Below are 16857 nucleotides of genomic sequence, written 5' to 3'. Positions count from 1 at the left end.
ATCATCAAGAGGATGTTATGGAACGAATCGAACTGCATTTTCCCGCCGGCGACGCCTTGCCCGCCAAGGCCTTGGCCGGCGTGGTGGGCTCCGGCGATCTGGAGGCGATATACCAACCGGCCCCGGGCCGGTCGCTGCGCGTGATTATTACCTCGTCGGTGGAGGGCGGCGGACAGCGCTGGCAACATCTGTTCGAACGGGTCGGCAACGCGCGCGCCTTGCCGGGCGGACGCCTGGATATCAATGATTTTGGCGCCACGCCGGGCGTGGCCCGTCTTAGGATCGAACAGGTTTTCGAGGAGGCCAGCCATGTCTGAACGCACCAGTTTTATTGAATTGGGCGCCCGGCAGCGCGCCCGCGCCATGCTTGACGAAGGCAGTTTCCGCGAACTGCTGGGCCCTTATGAGCACATCACCTCGCCGTGGCTTGAACCGCAGGGCATTGTCCCGCAGGCGGACGATGGCATGGTGGTGGCCCGTGGAACCATCGAGGGCAAGCCCGCCGTGGCGGTCGCCATCGAGGGCGCTTTCCAGGGCGGCAGCATGGGCGAGGTGTCCGGCGCTAAAATGGCCGCGGCCCTGGAGCTGGCGGCGGAAGACAACCGCAACGGCATTCCCACCCAGGCGGTGCTGATGCTGGAAACCGGCGGGGTGCGCTTGCAGGAGGCCAACCTGGGCCTGGCCGCCATCGCCGATATCCATGCCGCGATTGTCGATTTGCGGCGCTATACGCCGGTTATCGGTATCGTGGCGGGCACCGTAGGCTGCTTCGGCGGCATGTCCATTGCCGCCGCGCTGTGCAGCCGGCTGATCGTCACCCGCGAAGCGCGCCTGGGGCTGAACGGCCCGCAGGTGATTGAGCAGGAGGCGGGCATCGAGGAATACGATTCCCGCGATCGGCCGTTTATCTGGAGCCTCACCGGCGGCGAAACGCGTTACCAGTCCGGGTTTGTCGACGCGCTGGTGGCGGATTCCGTGGCGGACGTGAAGCAGGCCGCGCTGGCCTTCCTGCGCCAGGGCGTGCCCGCCCGGCTGCGTACCGACGACTACCGCGCCTACCTGGATCGCCTCAATCAATTCGATACCCGTAAACAAGTGGATAAGCAGCAGGTACTGGCGCTGTTTACCCGGGAGGATCGCCTATGAACAGCACCTATCTGAGCCGGGGAGATTATTGGTTCTCCCTGCTGACCGACGGCGCGCACCAACGCCAGGGCCAATGCGCCTCGGTAAAAGTCGCCGACGGCACCCTTAACGATCGGCCGGTGCGCTACGTCGCCGTGGTGCCGGATGCCGGCAATCATTATCCGCGCGCGGCGCGCGGCGAAGTGGGTCTACTGGAGGGCTGGACGCTGGGGGAAGTGGTGGCGGAGGCCATAGCACAGGATCGGAATAACGCGGTTAAACGCGCCATCGTGGCGGTGGTGGATGTGCCGAGCCAGGCCTACGGCCGCCGCGAGGAAGCCTTTGGCATCCACCAGGCGCTGGCGGGGGCCGCCGCGGCCTATGCCCAGGCGCGTCTGGCCGGTCACCCGGTGATTGCGCTGATTGTCGGTAAAGCCATGTCCGGCGCGTTCCTGGCCCACGGGTATCAGGCCAATGCGCTGATCGCCTTTAACGACCCGGCGGTGATGGTCCATGCCATGGGCAAAGAATCCGCCGCGCGCATTACCCTGCGCTCGGTGGACGCGCTGGAAAAACTGGCCAAGACCATTCCGCCGATGGCCTACGACATCAACAATTACGCCACGCTCGGCCTGCTGGCGCAGCTGATGGATATCCGCGATCCCGATCGGGCCGGCGATGACGATCTGGCCCGGGTGCGCGCCGCGCTCTCACAGGCCATTGACCAGGCGCTGAAGCAGGGCACCGGCCTGGCCAACCGGCTGGGCGCGGAAAACCGGCGCAGCTCTGTGCTTATCAGGGAACGCATGCGCCAGGAATGGTAGCCACGAACCAGCACCGGTAACACATCTGCCGTCCCCCCGGCGGGGAACGTACCATAAAAAACACATCGCGCCGGTGCTGGCCATTTATTTTTTTGCTTAATTTCAGGCGGTTATATGACCTATATTATTATTCATGCCCTGGCGCCAATCTTTGTGATTATGCTGCTGGGCTATTATGCCGGCAAGGCGAAAATGGTGGTGAACTCCAACGTTTCATTGCTTAACGTTTTTGTTATGGACTTCGCGCTGCCCGCCGCCCTGTTCAGCGCCACGGTACAAACGTCCTGGCACGGCATTATCTCGCAGTCGCCGTTGATCCTGCTGCTGGTGCTGTCCATGTGGATTGCGTATGCCGCGCTGTATTTTATCTGCACCCTGGGCTTTAAGAAATCCCCCCAGGACGCCGCGGTGTTAACCCTGACGGTGGCCTTGCCGAACTATGCCGCCCTGGGCCTGCCGATTTTAGGTAGCGTGCTGGGTGAAACCCCGGGAACCTCTTTATCGGTGGCGGTCTCCATCGCCTGCGGTTCGGTACTGATGACGCCGTTCTGCCTGCTGATCCTGGAACGTGAAAAGGCGCGCGCCGGCGGTGAAAACCAAAAATCCACGCTGATGCTGCTGCCGGTGCTGATGTGGCGCTCGGTGACCAAACCCATCGTCTGGGGACCGCTGCTGGGGGTGTTGCTCTCGGCCATTGGGATCAAAATGCCGGATATCGTGCTGGCGTCGATCAAGCCCCTCGGCCTGGCCGCCACCGCTTCGGCGCTGTTTTTGACCGGGGTGATCCTCTCCGCGCGCCAGTTGAAGATTAACGCGCCGGTGCTGCTCTCGTGCGTAACGAAAAACCTGGTGCAGCCGTTTATTACCTGGGGACTGCTGTACCTGTTCGGCATCACCGGCACGGTGGCGATTACCGCGGTGCTGATGGTGGCGCTGTCGGCGGGCTTTTTTGGCATCGTGTTCGGCAACCGTTTCGGCGTGCAGTCGCCGGATGCCGAGGCGACCTTATTGATAAGCTCCGTGCTCTGTATCCTGACCCTGCCGCTGTTTATCTCACTGACCGCCGGCCTGTAGCCGGCAGGAGCAAGACCATGCCAATGCCCCGGCCGCACGATCTGTTATGGATTGATAATCCGCAGCGGCTTATCTGGCGCCAGGCCGCGCCCGCCTGGGCGGCGGCGCCGGGGCTGGCGGCGCTGCCGCTGGTCGTGCGGCGCGACAGCGATCCCAGCGGGGAACGGGTGCCGGTCGGCCTGCGCGGGGCGTTGCGCTCGCAGCGCGCCGCGGCCTGGGTGCCGGCGGACGCCGTTACCCATGTCGTGACCCCCGAGATGCTGATCGCGCGGTTATTATCCGCCGCCCCCCCCGATGCCCAGGCCTTGCCGGTAATGCGCGCGCTGCGCCTGCTGGCGGCGAAGCACTGGCCGTGGCCGTGGGGCGTCACCGGCAGCTGCGGTTATATGCTGGCCACCGGTTTACCGGTCAGCCGGCCGGACAGCGATCTGGATTTGCTGATTCGTTGCCCGCATCCGGCGGCGCCCGGGGACTTTACCCCATTGCTGAACCTGTTGCCGTCGTTGCCCTGCCGGACCGATATTCAGTTGGAAACGCCGCAGGGCGGCTGCGCGCTGACGGAATGGCTGCGCGGCGGCAGGGTGATGGTAAAGACCGCGCGCGGTCCCATCCTGACGGACAATCCCTGGGATAGCGACCATGCGCACCCTACTGGAACATAATGCCCTATGAAAATGTTACTGACCTTTCCCGGCCAGGGGCCGCAGGTCCCCGGCATGTTGCACCAGCTACCCGACGATGGCGACACCCGCCGCCTGCTGGACCGCGCGTCGGCCATCCTGGGCGAGCCGGTGCTTGATCTCGATAGCGGCGACGCGCTGCGCGCCACGCGCGCCGTACAGATATGCCTGTTTATCGCGGGGGTGGTCTATGCCCGGCAAATCCTGCGCGCCGGCGTACAGGTGGATTATACCAGCGGATTATCCATCGGCGCCTTTCCGGCGGCGGTCATCGCCGGGGCGCTGGAGTTCGAGGCGGGGCTGCGGCTGGTGGCCCTGCGCGGCGAGCTGATGGAGCAGGCCTATCCTGACGGCTACGGCCTGTCGGCCATCAGCGGCCTGCTCCAGCCGCAGCTTGAGCGTATTATCGCCCGGGTGCATCGGCCGGATAATCCGGTATACCTGGCCAATCTTAACGCCGAGGATCAGTTTGTCATCGCGGGCAGCGAGGCGGCGATGGCGCAAACCTGCGCGCTGTGCCGTGAACAGGGCGCGGGGCGCACCCAGCGCCTGGCGGTCAGCGTGCCGTCGCACTGCGAATTACTCAGCGAACCGGCGCGTCGACTGGCCGCCGCCATGGCCGGGGTCGCGCTCAGGCGTCCGGACATCGGGTACCTGAGCGGCAGCACCGGCCGCGTTTTATGGCAGCCGGACCGCATCGCCGAGGATCTGGCGCTGAATATGGCGCGGCCGGTGCACTGGCGCGACGCCATGATCAGCGCCTATGAGCGCGACGTGCGCCTGGCGGTGGAAATGCCGCCGGGCGCGGTACTCACCGGCCTGACCAAGCGCGTGATGGCGCAGGGCGAGGCCATTGCCTTCAGCCAGAATCCGCTGTCGCTGATTACGGCGCTGGCCGGGCGGTTGACGCGGCGTTAAGCGGCCCGCCGCCGATGTCGCCGTGATCGCGCGCGTACATGCGGCCTTCCGCCACCAACGCCAGCATATCGGGGTCATGCTCGCGGCTGCGGGCAAATACCAGGGCGATGGTCTGGCGCATTTGATACGGGGCGGACAGCGTCATCAGGCGCACCGAATGTTCATAAATACGCTTCATGCGGCCCGGCAGCAGGGTATAACCCACTCCCGCCTGCACCAGGTTGATCATCGAGAAAATATCATTGACCCGGGTAACGATCTGCGGCTCGAATCCGGCGATATGGAACGCTTCCTGGAAACCATGATACGTGGCGAATCCTTCGGTGAGCGAAACAAATTTTTCGTGTTTGAAATCGCGCAGATCCGCCGGTCCCGTGGCATACAGCCGGGACGAGGCCGGCGCGGCGAGGTAAATGTCATCAATAAACAGCGGCAGGGTCTCGAAGCGGGCGGGGTCGATCTGCGTATCGCTGATGGAAATCAGGATAGCGTCCAACTGCTGATCCTCAAGCTTCACCAGCAGATCCTGATTGGATCCCATCAGCAGTTCCAGCTCCAGCTCCGGGCGCCGCAGTTTTAAGCCCATAATCAGCCGCGGGATGGTATCGAGAGTCAGGGAGTACATGGTGCCCAGTTTCAGCCGGCCCTGGCCGATACCGCCGCATTTGCGGGTTTCCTCAATGCCCTTGCGCATCAGGTCCGAGACCTCGCGGGCATACTCGGCCAGGGTCTCGGCGGCCGGCAGCGGTGAAAGATTACGTCCCTGGTGGATAAACAGCGGGCAGCGTACGCCTTCTTCCAGGGTATGCAGGGCGCGATGGACGCTGACGGTGCTGAGCCCCAGCAGATCGGCGGTGCGGCTGATGTTGCGCTTATCCATAAATGCCAGGAAAATCTCAAGCTTACGGAAAGTGATATCGTTATCGATCATAACAGGGGTCCCATCCCGACGGGAAAAATGTTCGGCACGGGCGGCCCCGAAACCGGTCGCGTGGAGTCAGGCGAGGGTTTCCAGCCAGAAGAATTGATACGGCGCCAGGCTCAGCGGGGTATCGCCCGTCAATAACCGATAATTTACCACGTCCCGGTAGCGTCCCGGCGGTAAAGTGCAGGTCATGGTTTTGGCGCTGAGGTTAAAAACGCACAAAATGGCCTGCCGGGCGGCGCGGCGGTAAAAAGCAAACAGCGCGTTATCCCATTCCAGCACCTCCATGGCGGCATCCGGATGAAAGGCCGGCTGTCCGCGGCGCCGTTGGATCACATCGCTGAGATGATGAAATACCCGCGAGCGCAGCGAGGTTTCGTCCGCGAGCGCCGCTTCGATAGCCTTCAGCGGATATTTTTCCCGGTTCACCGCGCGGTTGTAGCCGGCGGCCTTTACCCCCTCGTAATCATTGCGCGAGCCGAGGATGCTTTGGATATACACCGCCGGTACGCCGGGAAACGCCAGCAGAATGGCGTGCGCCAGCAAAAAACGCGCCAGGCGCGTATCGTCGGTGTCCTGGCGCCGGTTAAGGGCATCAAGAAAGGTGACGTTGATTTCATAAGGGCTGGTGGTGCCGTCGGTATTTTGTTTATAGGACACCAGCGCCCCCTCGGATTCCAGATCGCGCACCAGGCTGTTGATTTCCACTTCAGGCAGGATGCCGCGCAGCGGGTTCATGCCGATGCCGTCGTGGGAGGCGAGGAAATTGAAAAAGGTGATGTGGGGATTGCCGGTGTCAAGGGTTGCCGCCCACTGGCGCAGGGCGCGGCTGCTGCCGTTATGGATGGCGTGCAGCACCAGGGGCGGCAGCGGGAACTGATAGACCATTTGCGCCTCGTCCCGCCCATTGCCGAAATAGCTGATGTTATCTTTATGCGGCACGTTGGTTTCGGTAATGATCACCGTGCCGGGCGCCACTTCGTCAACGATGGCGCGCATCAGCTTGACCAGCAGATGGGTCTTGGGCAGGTGGATGCAGCGCGTGCCGATTTCCTTCCACAGATAGCCCACCGCGTCGAGGCGGATGTAATCCGCCCCCTGCGTCAGGTAATGCAGCAAGACCCCGATAATGCTTATCAGCACGTGGGGATCGGCAAAGTTAAGATCAACCTGATCGGCGCTGAAGGTGGTCCACAGATAGCGGGTTTCCCCCTCCTTCATGGTAAAGGGCGTCAACAGCGGCGAGGTGCGCGGGCGGGTCACGGTGCTTAAATCAGTGGCGGGCGGCACGTTGATAAAAAAGTTTTCAAACCCCGTCTGCTGTTCCCGGTAGCCCGCCAGCCATTTGCTGTGCGCGGAAATATGATTGCAGACGAAATCGAACATCAGCCGGGTGGATTGATTCAGCCGGCTGATATGCTGCCAACTGCCGACGATGGGATTGACCTGATGGTAGTCGATGACCGAAAAACCGTCGTCCGACGAATAGGGATAAAACGGCAACAGGTGCACCAGGTTAAACGTGTCCTGGAGCCGCTGTTCAAAAAAGGTGGTCAGGGTCGCCAGGGTGGGTTGTTCCGCTTCCATAAACTGATCGGCATAGGTAATCAGCACGACGTCCTGCTCATCCCAGTGTAATTTGCGTGGCTGCTGTTGCGTCGATTTGGCAAAGCTGATTTTACTCTTGATGGTGTCCAGCTGCGCCTGGGTCAGGGATGAGGCGTAAATCTCTTCAAGTAAATGGGTAATGGCTTCCATCATGGCACCTTGTAAAAGTGACGACGTCCTGAAACAGCATGACCGTGGCGTTGACGCCATGTTGTCAATGTAGCCATTCGCAAGAAAAGCGCAAACCCTGTTATTTCTTCTTATGACGCCCCCGCCGGCGATATTGGCCGCGACGGGTCGATAAATAACCCGATTAACAGCGGGTTAGGGTCTTGGCGGTCCGTGCGCCGCCGGAGAGGGGGAAACACATTTGCGGAGCAGTCCGATACGCTGCGGCGCGGAGCGGGGGGGGAGGGGCGGCGCCGGGAAGGTTAATCCCGCCGTGGCGTCAGCCGGTAAACCGGCGTTCGGCAACCGCCGCCCTGGGGACAGTGCCGGCACCCGGCAGGCAGGTCGGCTCCCGCCGCGACGCGCAGGCGTTCAGCCTTGCCCATCATCACCAGTTGTTCAAGCATGGCCTGCGTCATGGCGGCGGACAGATTGAGCTGCGCGCTTAACTGGCGAGCGTCGGCCTGGCCCCGGAGCGCCAGGGCATCGCGTAATCGCAACAGATCGGCCATCGGCGGCGCGCCTTAATGACAACCGCCGCCGGTTGGCGTGGCGCAGCGCGCGCATCCTCCGTCCGGCGGCAGGGAAACGTCAAATCGGCGGCGCATCAGGTAAAGCGTTGCGATAAACACCATGTTGAACAGCAGGACCACGCCAATACAAAGGGCGCTATAGGCCGGGTGCGCGGTGAATGTCGCCGCCTGGTAAAACAGGGTGGCCAGGGAATAAGCGACGTTAACGCCCCAGACGATGGACAGCGTCATCCAGCCCCGGCTGCTTTCACGGGCGATGGCGCCCATCACCGACACGCAGGGAACATACAGCAGCACAAAAATCAGGTAACTGTAGGCGGCAACGGCGTTGCCGAATTTTCCGGCCATCACGCCCATGGAGCGCCCGTTCATCTCGCCGTCGCCTTTGCTGGCCTCAATCGGATTGGCCAGCACGCTGAGGCTGAAGGTGTCTTTCAGGTTGCGCCACGTTTCGGCCAGCGCACCGGTCAATTCCGCCGCCAGATCAAAACGCTGCGGGTCGAAGGGCGAGGCGGCGATATGTTCGGCGGTGTATAGGGTATTCAACGTGCCGACCACCACTTCCTTGGCCATGGCGCCGGTCACCAGGCCCACCGTCGCCTGCCAGTTATCCGCGTGAACGCCCATCGGCGCCAGCAGCGGCGTCAGCACTTTGCTGACCGACGCCAGCGCCGAGTCGTTAATATCATCCACCGCCGCGCCGCGCAGCGAAAAACTGTTGAGCGCGCCGATAAACATACTGGCGACGATAATCACTTTGCCCGCGCGCAGTACAAATCCCTGGAGCTTTTGCCAGGTTTGCAACAGCAGGCTTTTGAGATGCGGCACGTGGTAAACCGGCAGCTCCATGATAAACGGCATGGCCTCGCCACGCATGATGGTGTGCTTGAGCATCAGTCCGGTCAGCACCGCGACGACAATGCCGAGCAGATAGAGCGAAAAGACCACCGTCGCCCCCTCCTGGCCGAAAAACGCCGCGGCAAACACCGCGAAAATCGCCAGCCGGGCACCGCAGGACATAAAGGGCGCCATCATGATGGTCATCAGGCGTTCGCGGTGTGCATCCAGCGTGCGCGCCCCCATCACCGCGGGGACGTTGCAGCCGAAGCCGACAATCAGCGGCACGAAGGATTTGCCCGGCAGCCCGAGCGCTTGCATCATCCGGTCCATGACAAACGCCGCGCGCGCCATGTAGCCGGAATCCTCGAGGAAAGAGAGAAACAGATACATCATGCCGATTTGCGGAATCAGCGGCAGCACCGTATTAATGCCGCCGCCAACGCCCTGGGCCAGGAACACCGTCAGCCAGCGCGGAAACGCCAGCGTATGCCCGAGCCATTGGGCGCCGTCGACAAACAGGGCGGCGGATCCGATGTCAAACAGCGGCTGCAGCGCGCCGCCGACATTGATGGCCAGCAGGAACATCAGGTACATGACAAAAAAGAAAATGGGCACCCCGAGCCAGCGGTTAAGCACCACGGCGTCAAGCCTGGCGGTCATGGCGTTTGCCGCCGTCAGATGACCGTTGCTGGCCGCCGTGCAGATCGCGGCGATGCCGCGATAACGGGCATCGGCGATCAGCAGCGACGGATCGTCCGCCAGGGTGGCCGTCATCCGGTCTAGCTGACCGGCCGCGGCGCTGAAGCGGGCGCGGGCGTAAACATCCCCCTCCAGCAGCTGCAGCGCCAGCCAGCGGCGCTGGACCCCGGGCAGTTCGGCCGGCAGCATGGACAGTAAATGCCGCACCGCCCGCAGGATATCCGCCGGATAGGGCGCCTGGAACGGTTCCCTCGGCCGCGCTCCCAGGGTTATCGCCTGTTTTAACGCGCCGATGCCCCTGGCGCGGGTGGAGACCAGCGGCACCACCGGGCAACCGAGCCGCCGTGACAGCATGGGGATATCAATGACCACCCGCTGGTTTTCGGCGATATCCAGCATATTCAGCGCCAGGATGCAAGGAATGCCCAGCTCGAGGATCTGCAGGGTCAGGTACAGGTTGCGTTCAAGATTGGAGGCGTCGACCACATTCACCAGCACGTCGGCTTCCCCGCTGAATATAAAACGACAGGCTATTTGCTCGTCAAGCGAGGATTGCGGCGACAGGGTGGTTAATGAATAAGTGCCCGGTAAATCAATTACCGCCACCTGATGGCCAGCGCTGACAAAAAAGCCCTCTTTACGTTCAACCGTGACGCCGGCCCAATTGCCGACCCGCTGGTGCGCGCCGGTTAATTGATTAAATAACGTGGTTTTGCCGGCGTTCGGATTACCGATTAAACCAATGCTGAGCTTTTTCATAGCCTGTAAATATCCATAAACAGAAATGATCCCTATATCGGGCGAACCGCGTTCGGCGTCAGGAGCAGGGGACGGCTGGCCGGGTCAGGCCTGGACGGCCAGTTTCAGCTGGGAGAGATCCTTCCTGCGCACCGCCAGCTGCATCCGGCGTGTCTCTATCTGGATCGGATCGCCCAGCGGCGCCACGCGGATGACCTGGAAAGAGGCGCCGGGCAGCATGCCCAGCGACAATAGCTTTTGCCGGTATGCCGGGCTTATCTCTGCGGCATAGCCGATAATTTCATAATGGTGGTGGGGTAACAGCTGCATATAACCTTCTTAAACAATTCACGTACTGCTCTTTGAATAAAGCCTGCGCCCAATAAAAAACGCTTTTTTTGATTTTATTTCCCTGTTTTAACATCAATGGCTCGCATTGGCAAATGAAACTTATTCGTAAATAGATTCGCGCAGGCAGGAATACATTAATTGAAATAATAATTATTATTTCAAAATAATATTAATGCATTATTAATATAATATATTTGTTGAGTGTTTTTTTGGCGGTCACGTTATTATAAGCGGGATTAACGTTATGAATGTTGATGTGATGAAATAAGAATGTTAAACCGGAGCTTCATTAATAGCGGCGCGATGTTTTGCGCCGCACGCCGGTAATCAGCGCCGGCATTGACTCGCGCGCCGGCACCGCGGGGAGAGTGATGACCTCAGCGTTTTTTGCCGAGCGCGGCCGCCAGTGCATCGCCCAGCACGCTGTTGCCGGCGGCGGACGGGCTGCCGGGGCGGGGTTTGGCCGCCGGACGCGCAGGCGCGTCGCGCCGTTTATCGCCGCCGCCGTCGCGACGGCTTGAGGTTTCGCCGGGCTGCTCGTCCAGGCGCATGGTCAGGGCGATACGCTTGCGCGGCAAATCCACGTCCATCACTTTCACCTTGACGATATCCCCGGCCTTGACCACTTTATGCGGGTCCTCGACAAAGCTCGCCGATAGGGAGGAGATATGCACCAACCCGTCCTGATGCACGCCGATATCCACGAACGCGCCGAAGTTGGTGACATTGGTGACGGTGCCTTCCAGTATCATGCCCAGGGTTAAATCCTGCAGGGTTTCCACACCCTCGGCGAACGTAGCGGTCTTGAATTCCGGCCGCGGATCGCGTCCCGGTTTTTCCAGTTCCCGGATAATATCGGTCACCGTGGGCAGGCCGACGCGCTCATCGGTAAAGCGAACCGGGTCGATGCCGCGCAGCGCGCCCGCGTTGCCCAGCAGCTTGTCAAGGGTAAGCTCGGTGGCCTTGAGGATGCGCTCTACCACCGGATAGCTTTCCGGATGCACGGTGGAGGCGTCCAGCGGATTGTCGCCATGGTTGATGCGCAGGAACCCGGCGCATTGTTCAAAGGCTTTCGGCCCGAGCCGGCCCACTTTCAGCAACTGGCTGCGATCGCGGAAACGGCCGTTTTCGTCGCGCCAGTTCACGATATTCTGCGCCATCATGCGCGTCAGTCCCGCCACCCGGGTCAACAGCGGCACCGAGGCGGTATTCAGATCCACGCCGACGGCGTTCACGCAGTCCTCCACCACCGTATCGAGCTTTTTCGCCAGCAGGCTTTGGCTGACGTCATGCTGATACTGGCCGACGCCGATGGATTTCGGGTCGATCTTGACCAGTTCCGCCAGCGGATCCTGCAACCGGCGGGCGATGGACACCGCGCCGCGCAGCGAGACGTCCAGGTCGGGGAATTCCAGCGCCGCCAGCTCCGAGGCGGAATAGACCGATGCCCCGGCCTCGCTGACAATCACCTTCTGCGCGGTGACCTTGGGGAACTGTTCCTTGACCAGGGCGAAAAAGCGTTCGGTTTCCCGGGACGCGGTGCCGTTGCCGATGGCCACCAGTTCCACCTGATGCTTCAGGCACAGGGCCGCCACCGCCGCCACGGCTTTTGCCGTCTGGCCGGTGTGAGGATAGATGGTATCGGTGGCCACCAGCTTGCCGGTGGCGTCCACCACCGCCACCTTGACGCCGGTGCGCAGCCCCGGATCCAGTCCCATGGTCGGACGCAGGCCCGCCGGCGCGGCCATCATCAGGTCGTGCATATTGCGGGCAAAGACCTGGATGGCCTCTTCCTCGGCTTTTTCGCGGATGCTGCCCATCAGTTCGGTTTCCAGGTGCAGCAGGATCTTGATGCGCCAGGTCCAGTTAATCACCGCCCGGCGCCAGGCGTCGCCCGGGGCCTGATTGAGGTGCACCTGCAGGTGATCGATAATCATCTGCTCGCAGTGGCTTTCACGCGGCGGCTCGTCCGAATGCGGATCGGCATTCAGCGAAAGTTGCAAAATACCCTCGTTACGGCCGCGGAACATAGCCAGGGCACGGTGGGAGGGCACCTGCGCCAGCGGCTCGTGATGGGCAAAATAATCGCGGAACTTGGCGCCTTCCTCTTCTTTGCCGGCAATCACGCTGGCCACGAGATGGGCGTTTTTCCATAGGTAATGGCGGATTTTCGCCAGCAGCGCCGCGTCTTCGGCAAAACGCTCCATCAGGATATAACGCGCGCCGTCCAGCGCCGCCTTGACATCGGCCACGCCTTTTTCGGCGTCGACATACGCCGCGGCCACGTCTTCCGGCTGCCGGCTGGCATCCCGCCATAGGGTCTCGGCCAGGGGTTCGAGGCCGGCCTCAAGGGCGATTTGCCCGCGCGTGCGGCGTTTGAGCTTGTAGGGCAGGTAGAGATCCTCGAGTTCGGTTTTGCTCAGCGTGCCGTTGATAGCCGTCGCCAGCTGTTCGGTCAGCTTGCCCTGATCGTCTATGGCTTTCAGAATTGTCTGGCGCCGGTCCTCAAGCTCGCGCAGGTAACCAAGGCGGGTTTCCAGCTGGCGCAGCTGGGTATCGTCCAGGCCGCCGGTGACCTCTTTGCGATAGCGCGAGATAAAAGGCACGGTATTGCCTTCGTCCAGCAGGCGGATAGCGGCGTCGACCTGCTCCGGGCGGGCCTTCAGCTCGGCGGCAATGAGGCGATTCAAAGGATCATTCATCATTCTGTTTTGTTCGTCATCACGTTATGGGTTACTTATGCAGTGGACAGTTATACGTATTGCGCCGCCAAAATGCCAGTCATCTGATGGATGCGGGCGCGGTAAGCGGCGAAAATTGCGCGATTGTTCAAGAAGCCGCGGCCGGGGCGCGGGGATGGGCGCCGGCGCAGCGCCGCGAGGCGGCGGTCTATGGTATATTTCCCGGGTACGGCTTCTCACATTTGCTAAACGGTCACGATGAAAACCAATCTAATTACCCGTCAGGGCTATCGGGAACTCCAGGAAGAGTTAGATCACCTCTGGAAGCACTATCGTCCCGAAATTACCGAAAAGGTGTCCTGGGCCGCCAGTCTTGGCGATCGCAGCGAAAACGCCGATTATCATTACAACAAAAAGATCCTGCGTGAAATCGATCGCCGGGTGCGCTATTTGCGCCGGGTACTAAAAGAAGCGCGGGTCGTGGATTATTCGCCGCAGCAGGAAGGCCGGGTATTTTTCGGCGCCTGGGTGGAGGTGGAAAATGATCAGGGTGAGCGGCTCCGCTTCCGCATTGCCGGGCCGGATGAAATCTTCAAGCACAAATCTTATATTTCCATTGATTCCCCCATGGCGCGGGCTTTAATCAAAAAAGCGGTGGACGATGAAGCGGTGGTCGCCACGCCCACCGGTTTAAAAACCTGGTATGTGAATAAAATTTCTTATCAGGAACCGTTGGGAGAATAAATGAAATATGCGAAATATAAGGCCGCTAAGGTTTACTTTGCCAGGGGTAAAGTGAACAATCATCCTACCCGGTCGGTTTAAATATCGTCATGCCGGCATTTGTGGATAAATAGCGGTAAAGACCGGCGATGATCGTCATAAAGCGCGTTTTTTTGCCGAATATGTGGATAACTACGTATTTCCATATGCTTTGTAACAATTTTGCTTAGAATATACACCTGAAACCGCTGTCAGTGCCTTACAGGTTTCTGAACAATACGCTTACGGGCGTATCGCCTTTGGGAGAGAGAACAATGCAAGAGAATTACAAGATTCTGGTCGTGGACGATGATATGCGTTTAAGGGCCCTGCTGGAGCGTTATTTAACCGAACAGGGATTCCAGGTGCGCAGCGTCGCCAATGCCGAGCAGATGGATCGCCTGCTGACGCGCGAGTCCTTCCATCTGATGGTGCTGGACCTGATGCTGCCGGGCGAGGATGGCCTGTCCATTTGCCGCCGGCTGCGCAGCCAGAGCAATCCGATGCCGATCATTATGGTCACGGCCAAAGGCGAAGAGGTGGATCGGATCGTCGGTCTGGAAATCGGCGCTGACGACTATATTCCCAAGCCCTTTAATCCCCGCGAGCTACTGGCGCGCATCCGCGCGGTGCTCAGGCGCCAGGCCAATGAGCTGCCGGGCGCGCCTTCGCAGGAAGAGGCGATTATCGCCTTCGGTAAATTCAAGCTGAATCTCGGTACCCGCGAGATGTTCCGCGAGGATGAGCCCATGCCGTTGACCAGCGGCGAATTCGCGGTACTTAAGGCGCTGGTAAGCCATCCCCGCGAGCCGTTATCGCGCGATAAGCTGATGAACCTGGCCCGTGGCCGGGAGTACAGCGCCATGGAGCGCTCCATAGACGTGCAGATTTCCCGCCTGCGCCGTATGGTCGAGGAAGACCCCGCCCACCCGCGCTATATCCAGACCGTTTGGGGTTTGGGATACGTATTCGTGCCGGACGGCAGTAAAGCATGAGGCGATGGCGCTTCTCTCCGCGCAGTTCTTTTGCACGGAGTCTGTTGTTAATCGTTACCCTGCTGTTCGTCAGCCTGGTGACGACCTATCTTGTGGTACTGAATTTCGCGATATTACCCAGCCTGCAGCAGTTCAATAAAGTGCTGGCGTACGAAGTGCGCATGCTGATGACCGACCGTCTGCAGCTTGAGGACGGTACGCTGCTTGAAGTCCCGCCGGCGTTCCGGCGCGAGATTTACCGGGAGTTGGGCATTTCCCTTTATACCAATGCAGCGGCCGAGGACAGCGGGCTGCGGTGGGCGCAGCATTATGAGTTCCTCAGCCAGCAGATGGCGCAGCAGCTCGGCGGCCCCACCGATGTGCGGGTGGAGGTCACCAAGAATTCGCCGGTGGTCTGGCTGAAGACCTGGCTGTCGCCGGATATCTGGGTGCGCATTCCGTTAACAGAAATCCATCAGGGCGATTTTTCGCCTTTATTCCGCTATACCCTGGCCATTATGCTGCTGGCAATAGGCGGCGCCTGGTTGTTTATCCGGATGCAGAACCGTCCGCTGGTGGACCTGGAGCACGCCGCGCTGCAGGTGGGCAAAGGCATTATACCGCCGCCGCTGCGGGAATACGGCGCCTCGGAGGTGCGTTCGGTCACCCGGGCGTTTAACCAGATGACCTCCGGCGTCAAGATGCTGGCCGACGATCGGACCCTGCTGATGGCCGGCGTCAGCCACGATTTGCGCACGCCGTTGACGCGTATCCGCCTGGCCACCGAGATGATGAATGCCGAGGATGGTTATCTGGCCGAGTCGATCAATAAGGATATTGAAGAGTGTAACGCCATTATCGAGCAATTTATCGATTATCTGCGTACCGGGCAGGAGATGCAGACCGAGATGGCGGATCTGAACGGCATCCTGGCGGAAGTGGTGGCGGCTGAAAGCGGTTATGAACGTATTATCGAAACCGCGCTGTTCGATGATGAGCTGATTGTTAACGTGAATCCGCTGTCGATTAAACGGGCGGCGGTGAATATGGTGGTTAACGCCGCCCGTTACGGTAACGGCTGGATCCGCGTTAACAGCGGGCGGGACGCGCACCGGGTTTGGTTTGAGGTGGAGGACGATGGGCCGGGCATCGAACCTTCGCAGCTGAAATATCTGTTCCAGCCCTTCGTGCGCGGGGACAGCGCGCGCAGCACCAGCGGCACCGGGCTGGGGCTGGCTATTGTGCAGCGTATTGTCGACGCCCACGACGGTACGCTGGATATCGGCAGCAGCGAGCGCGGCGGTCTGCGTATTCGCGCGTACCTGCCGTTGCCTGTGAATGCGCATGACGTTCCCGTCGTGACCTCGGTAAAGAAAACGGCGTAATCCCGCCGCGGCAACGACCGCGGGGCAAAAAAAAGCCTCCGTTACGCGGAGGCATGATGTGGACTGGCAAGCGCCGGATTTAAGCCCGGTGTCAGCGGGCTTAGCGCGCCATGGGGCGCTCTGGCGGCCAGGAAAACCATGGCCGCTTCGACCCCATCGGCACGCTCTCCCTTGAACACGTCTGCTTTAGGTTCGGCGTTGGCGGGCCTAGCATGCCATGGGGCGCTCTGGCGGCCAGGAAAACCATGGCCGCTTCGACCCCATCGGCACGCTCTCCCTTGAACACGTCTGCTTTAGGTTCGGCGTTGGCGGGCCTAGCATGCCATGGGGCGCTCTGGCGGCCAGGAAAACCATGGCCGCTTCGACCCCATCGGCACGCTCTCCCTTGAACACGTCTGCTTTAGGTTCGGCGTTGGCGGGCCTAGCATGCCATGGGGCGCTCTGGCGGCCAGGAAAACCATGGCCGCTTCGACCCCATTGGCACGCTCTCCCTTGAACACGTCTGCTTTAGGTTCGGCGTTGGCGGGCCTAGCATGCCATGGGGCGCTCTGGCGGCCAGGAAAACCATGGCC

Annotated in this window: 15 protein-coding genes; 9 read left to right on the top strand and 6 right to left on the bottom strand. The window is 60.8% G+C overall.

The annotated features are described in order from the left end of the window. Positions 1-17 precede the first annotated feature (17 nt). From mdcC to mdcH, 6 genes are all read left to right on the top strand, one after another. A complete protein-coding gene (gene mdcC, locus ACL2XQ_RS24125) occupies positions 18-317 on the top strand; it encodes a malonate decarboxylase acyl carrier protein (protein ID WP_410013215.1) in 300 nt (99 codons plus the stop codon). Then, on the top strand, positions 310-1146 hold the full coding sequence (locus ACL2XQ_RS24120) for a biotin-independent malonate decarboxylase subunit beta (protein WP_410013216.1): 837 nt from the start codon (positions 310-312) through the stop codon (positions 1144-1146). The genes mdcC and ACL2XQ_RS24120 overlap by 8 nt, the downstream gene beginning before the upstream one ends. Beyond that, positions 1143-1949: a biotin-independent malonate decarboxylase subunit gamma gene (gene mdcE / locus ACL2XQ_RS24115; protein WP_413739769.1), complete on the top strand. Its 807-nt coding sequence runs from the start codon at positions 1143-1145 to the stop codon at positions 1947-1949. Before ACL2XQ_RS24120 ends, mdcE begins: the two co-directional genes overlap by 4 nt. A 114-nt stretch (positions 1950-2063) precedes the next feature. Next, complete coding sequence (locus ACL2XQ_RS24110; protein ID WP_410013218.1) at positions 2064-3023, top strand: AEC family transporter; 960 nt, start codon at positions 2064-2066, stop codon at positions 3021-3023. Between the two features lie 17 nt (positions 3024-3040). Beyond that, entirely contained in the window at positions 3041-3685 is a 645-nt protein-coding gene (locus tag ACL2XQ_RS24105; protein ID WP_413739768.1) for a malonate decarboxylase holo-ACP synthase, read from the top strand. Between the two features lie 6 nt (positions 3686-3691). After that, complete coding sequence (mdcH, locus tag ACL2XQ_RS24100; protein WP_410013220.1) at positions 3692-4621, top strand: malonate decarboxylase subunit epsilon; 930 nt, start codon at positions 3692-3694, stop codon at positions 4619-4621. On the opposite strand, the gene ACL2XQ_RS24095 is transcribed toward mdcH, so the two are convergent. From ACL2XQ_RS24095 to ACL2XQ_RS24070, 6 genes are all read right to left on the bottom strand, one after another. After that, positions 4587-5552 carry a LysR family transcriptional regulator gene (locus ACL2XQ_RS24095; RefSeq protein WP_410013221.1) on the bottom strand — a complete coding sequence of 322 codons (966 nt, stop codon included), beginning with the start codon at positions 5550-5552 and terminating at the stop codon, positions 4587-4589. The genes mdcH and ACL2XQ_RS24095 overlap by 35 nt on opposite strands. Before the next feature lie 66 nt (positions 5553-5618). Continuing rightward, positions 5619-7304, bottom strand: coding sequence for an alpha-amylase family glycosyl hydrolase (locus ACL2XQ_RS24090; RefSeq protein ID WP_413731003.1), 1686 nt, complete (start codon positions 7302-7304; stop codon positions 5619-5621). 281 nt (positions 7305-7585) lie between these two features. Continuing rightward, positions 7586-7834 carry a FeoC-like transcriptional regulator gene (locus tag ACL2XQ_RS24085; RefSeq protein ID WP_410013222.1) on the bottom strand — a complete coding sequence of 83 codons (249 nt, stop codon included), beginning with the start codon at positions 7832-7834 and terminating at the stop codon, positions 7586-7588. Positions 7835-7846: 12 nt separating this feature from the next. Continuing rightward, complete coding sequence (gene feoB / locus ACL2XQ_RS24080; RefSeq protein WP_413739767.1) at positions 7847-10153, bottom strand: Fe(2+) transporter permease subunit FeoB; 2307 nt, start codon at positions 10151-10153, stop codon at positions 7847-7849. An 84-nt stretch (positions 10154-10237) separates the two neighbouring features. After that, positions 10238-10462, bottom strand: coding sequence for a ferrous iron transporter A (gene feoA, locus ACL2XQ_RS24075; RefSeq protein ID WP_410013224.1), 225 nt, complete (start codon positions 10460-10462; stop codon positions 10238-10240). Positions 10463-10860: 398 nt separating this feature from the next. Then, positions 10861-13185: a Tex family protein gene (locus ACL2XQ_RS24070; protein ID WP_413740545.1), complete on the bottom strand. Its 2325-nt coding sequence runs from the start codon at positions 13183-13185 to the stop codon at positions 10861-10863. A gap of 237 nt (positions 13186-13422) precedes the next feature. Between ACL2XQ_RS24070 and greB the strand changes: the two genes are divergently transcribed. The 3 genes from greB (at position 13423) to envZ (ending at position 16285) form a co-directional block, all read left to right on the top strand. After that, the gene (gene greB / locus ACL2XQ_RS24065; protein ID WP_410013225.1) at positions 13423-13908 is read left to right on the top strand and encodes a transcription elongation factor GreB; all 486 of its coding nucleotides are present in this window, start codon (positions 13423-13425) and stop codon (positions 13906-13908) included. Between the two features lie 293 nt (positions 13909-14201). Continuing rightward, positions 14202-14921 carry a two-component system response regulator OmpR gene (gene ompR / locus ACL2XQ_RS24060; protein ID WP_003853014.1) on the top strand — a complete coding sequence of 240 codons (720 nt, stop codon included), beginning with the start codon at positions 14202-14204 and terminating at the stop codon, positions 14919-14921. Beyond that, positions 14918-16285: a two-component system sensor histidine kinase EnvZ gene (gene envZ, locus ACL2XQ_RS24055; protein WP_410013226.1), complete on the top strand. Its 1368-nt coding sequence runs from the start codon at positions 14918-14920 to the stop codon at positions 16283-16285. Before ompR ends, envZ begins: the two co-directional genes overlap by 4 nt. Positions 16286-16857 lie beyond the last annotated feature (572 nt).

It is taken from the genome of Sodalis sp. RH14 (assembly GCF_047324285.1).
GTDB lineage: Bacteria > Pseudomonadota > Gammaproteobacteria > Enterobacterales > Enterobacteriaceae > Acerihabitans.
The sequence above is the reverse complement of the archived record's forward strand: the minus strand, read 5'-3'. Positions and strand labels throughout refer to the sequence as shown.

Excerpts from the sequence above, each read along its gene's own strand:
- greB (WP_410013225.1), top strand. The coding sequence starts at position 13,423 with ATGAAAACCAATCTAATTACCCGTCAGGGCTATCGGGAACTCCAGGAA.
- ompR (WP_003853014.1), top strand. The coding sequence starts at position 14,202 with ATGCAAGAGAATTACAAGATTCTGGTCGTGGACGATGATATGCGTTTA.
- mdcC (WP_410013215.1), top strand. The coding sequence starts at position 18 with ATGGAACGAATCGAACTGCATTTTCCCGCCGGCGACGCCTTGCCCGCC.
- ACL2XQ_RS24090 (WP_413731003.1), bottom strand. The coding sequence starts at position 7,304 with ATGGAAGCCATTACCCATTTACTTGAAGAGATTTACGCCTCATCCCTG.
- ACL2XQ_RS24070 (WP_413740545.1), bottom strand. The coding sequence starts at position 13,185 with ATGAATGATCCTTTGAATCGCCTCATTGCCGCCGAGCTGAAGGCCCGC.
- envZ (WP_410013226.1), top strand. The coding sequence starts at position 14,918 with ATGAGGCGATGGCGCTTCTCTCCGCGCAGTTCTTTTGCACGGAGTCTG.
- ACL2XQ_RS24105 (WP_413739768.1), top strand. The coding sequence starts at position 3,041 with ATGCCAATGCCCCGGCCGCACGATCTGTTATGGATTGATAATCCGCAG.
- feoB (WP_413739767.1), bottom strand. The coding sequence starts at position 10,153 with ATGAAAAAGCTCAGCATTGGTTTAATCGGTAATCCGAACGCCGGCAAA.
- ACL2XQ_RS24085 (WP_410013222.1), bottom strand. The coding sequence starts at position 7,834 with ATGGCCGATCTGTTGCGATTACGCGATGCCCTGGCGCTCCGGGGCCAG.
- ACL2XQ_RS24110 (WP_410013218.1), top strand. The coding sequence starts at position 2,064 with ATGACCTATATTATTATTCATGCCCTGGCGCCAATCTTTGTGATTATG.
- ACL2XQ_RS24120 (WP_410013216.1), top strand. The coding sequence starts at position 310 with ATGTCTGAACGCACCAGTTTTATTGAATTGGGCGCCCGGCAGCGCGCC.
- ACL2XQ_RS24095 (WP_410013221.1), bottom strand. The coding sequence starts at position 5,552 with ATGATCGATAACGATATCACTTTCCGTAAGCTTGAGATTTTCCTGGCA.
- mdcE (WP_413739769.1), top strand. The coding sequence starts at position 1,143 with ATGAACAGCACCTATCTGAGCCGGGGAGATTATTGGTTCTCCCTGCTG.
- feoA (WP_410013224.1), bottom strand. The coding sequence starts at position 10,462 with ATGCAGCTGTTACCCCACCACCATTATGAAATTATCGGCTATGCCGCA.
- mdcH (WP_410013220.1), top strand. The coding sequence starts at position 3,692 with ATGAAAATGTTACTGACCTTTCCCGGCCAGGGGCCGCAGGTCCCCGGC.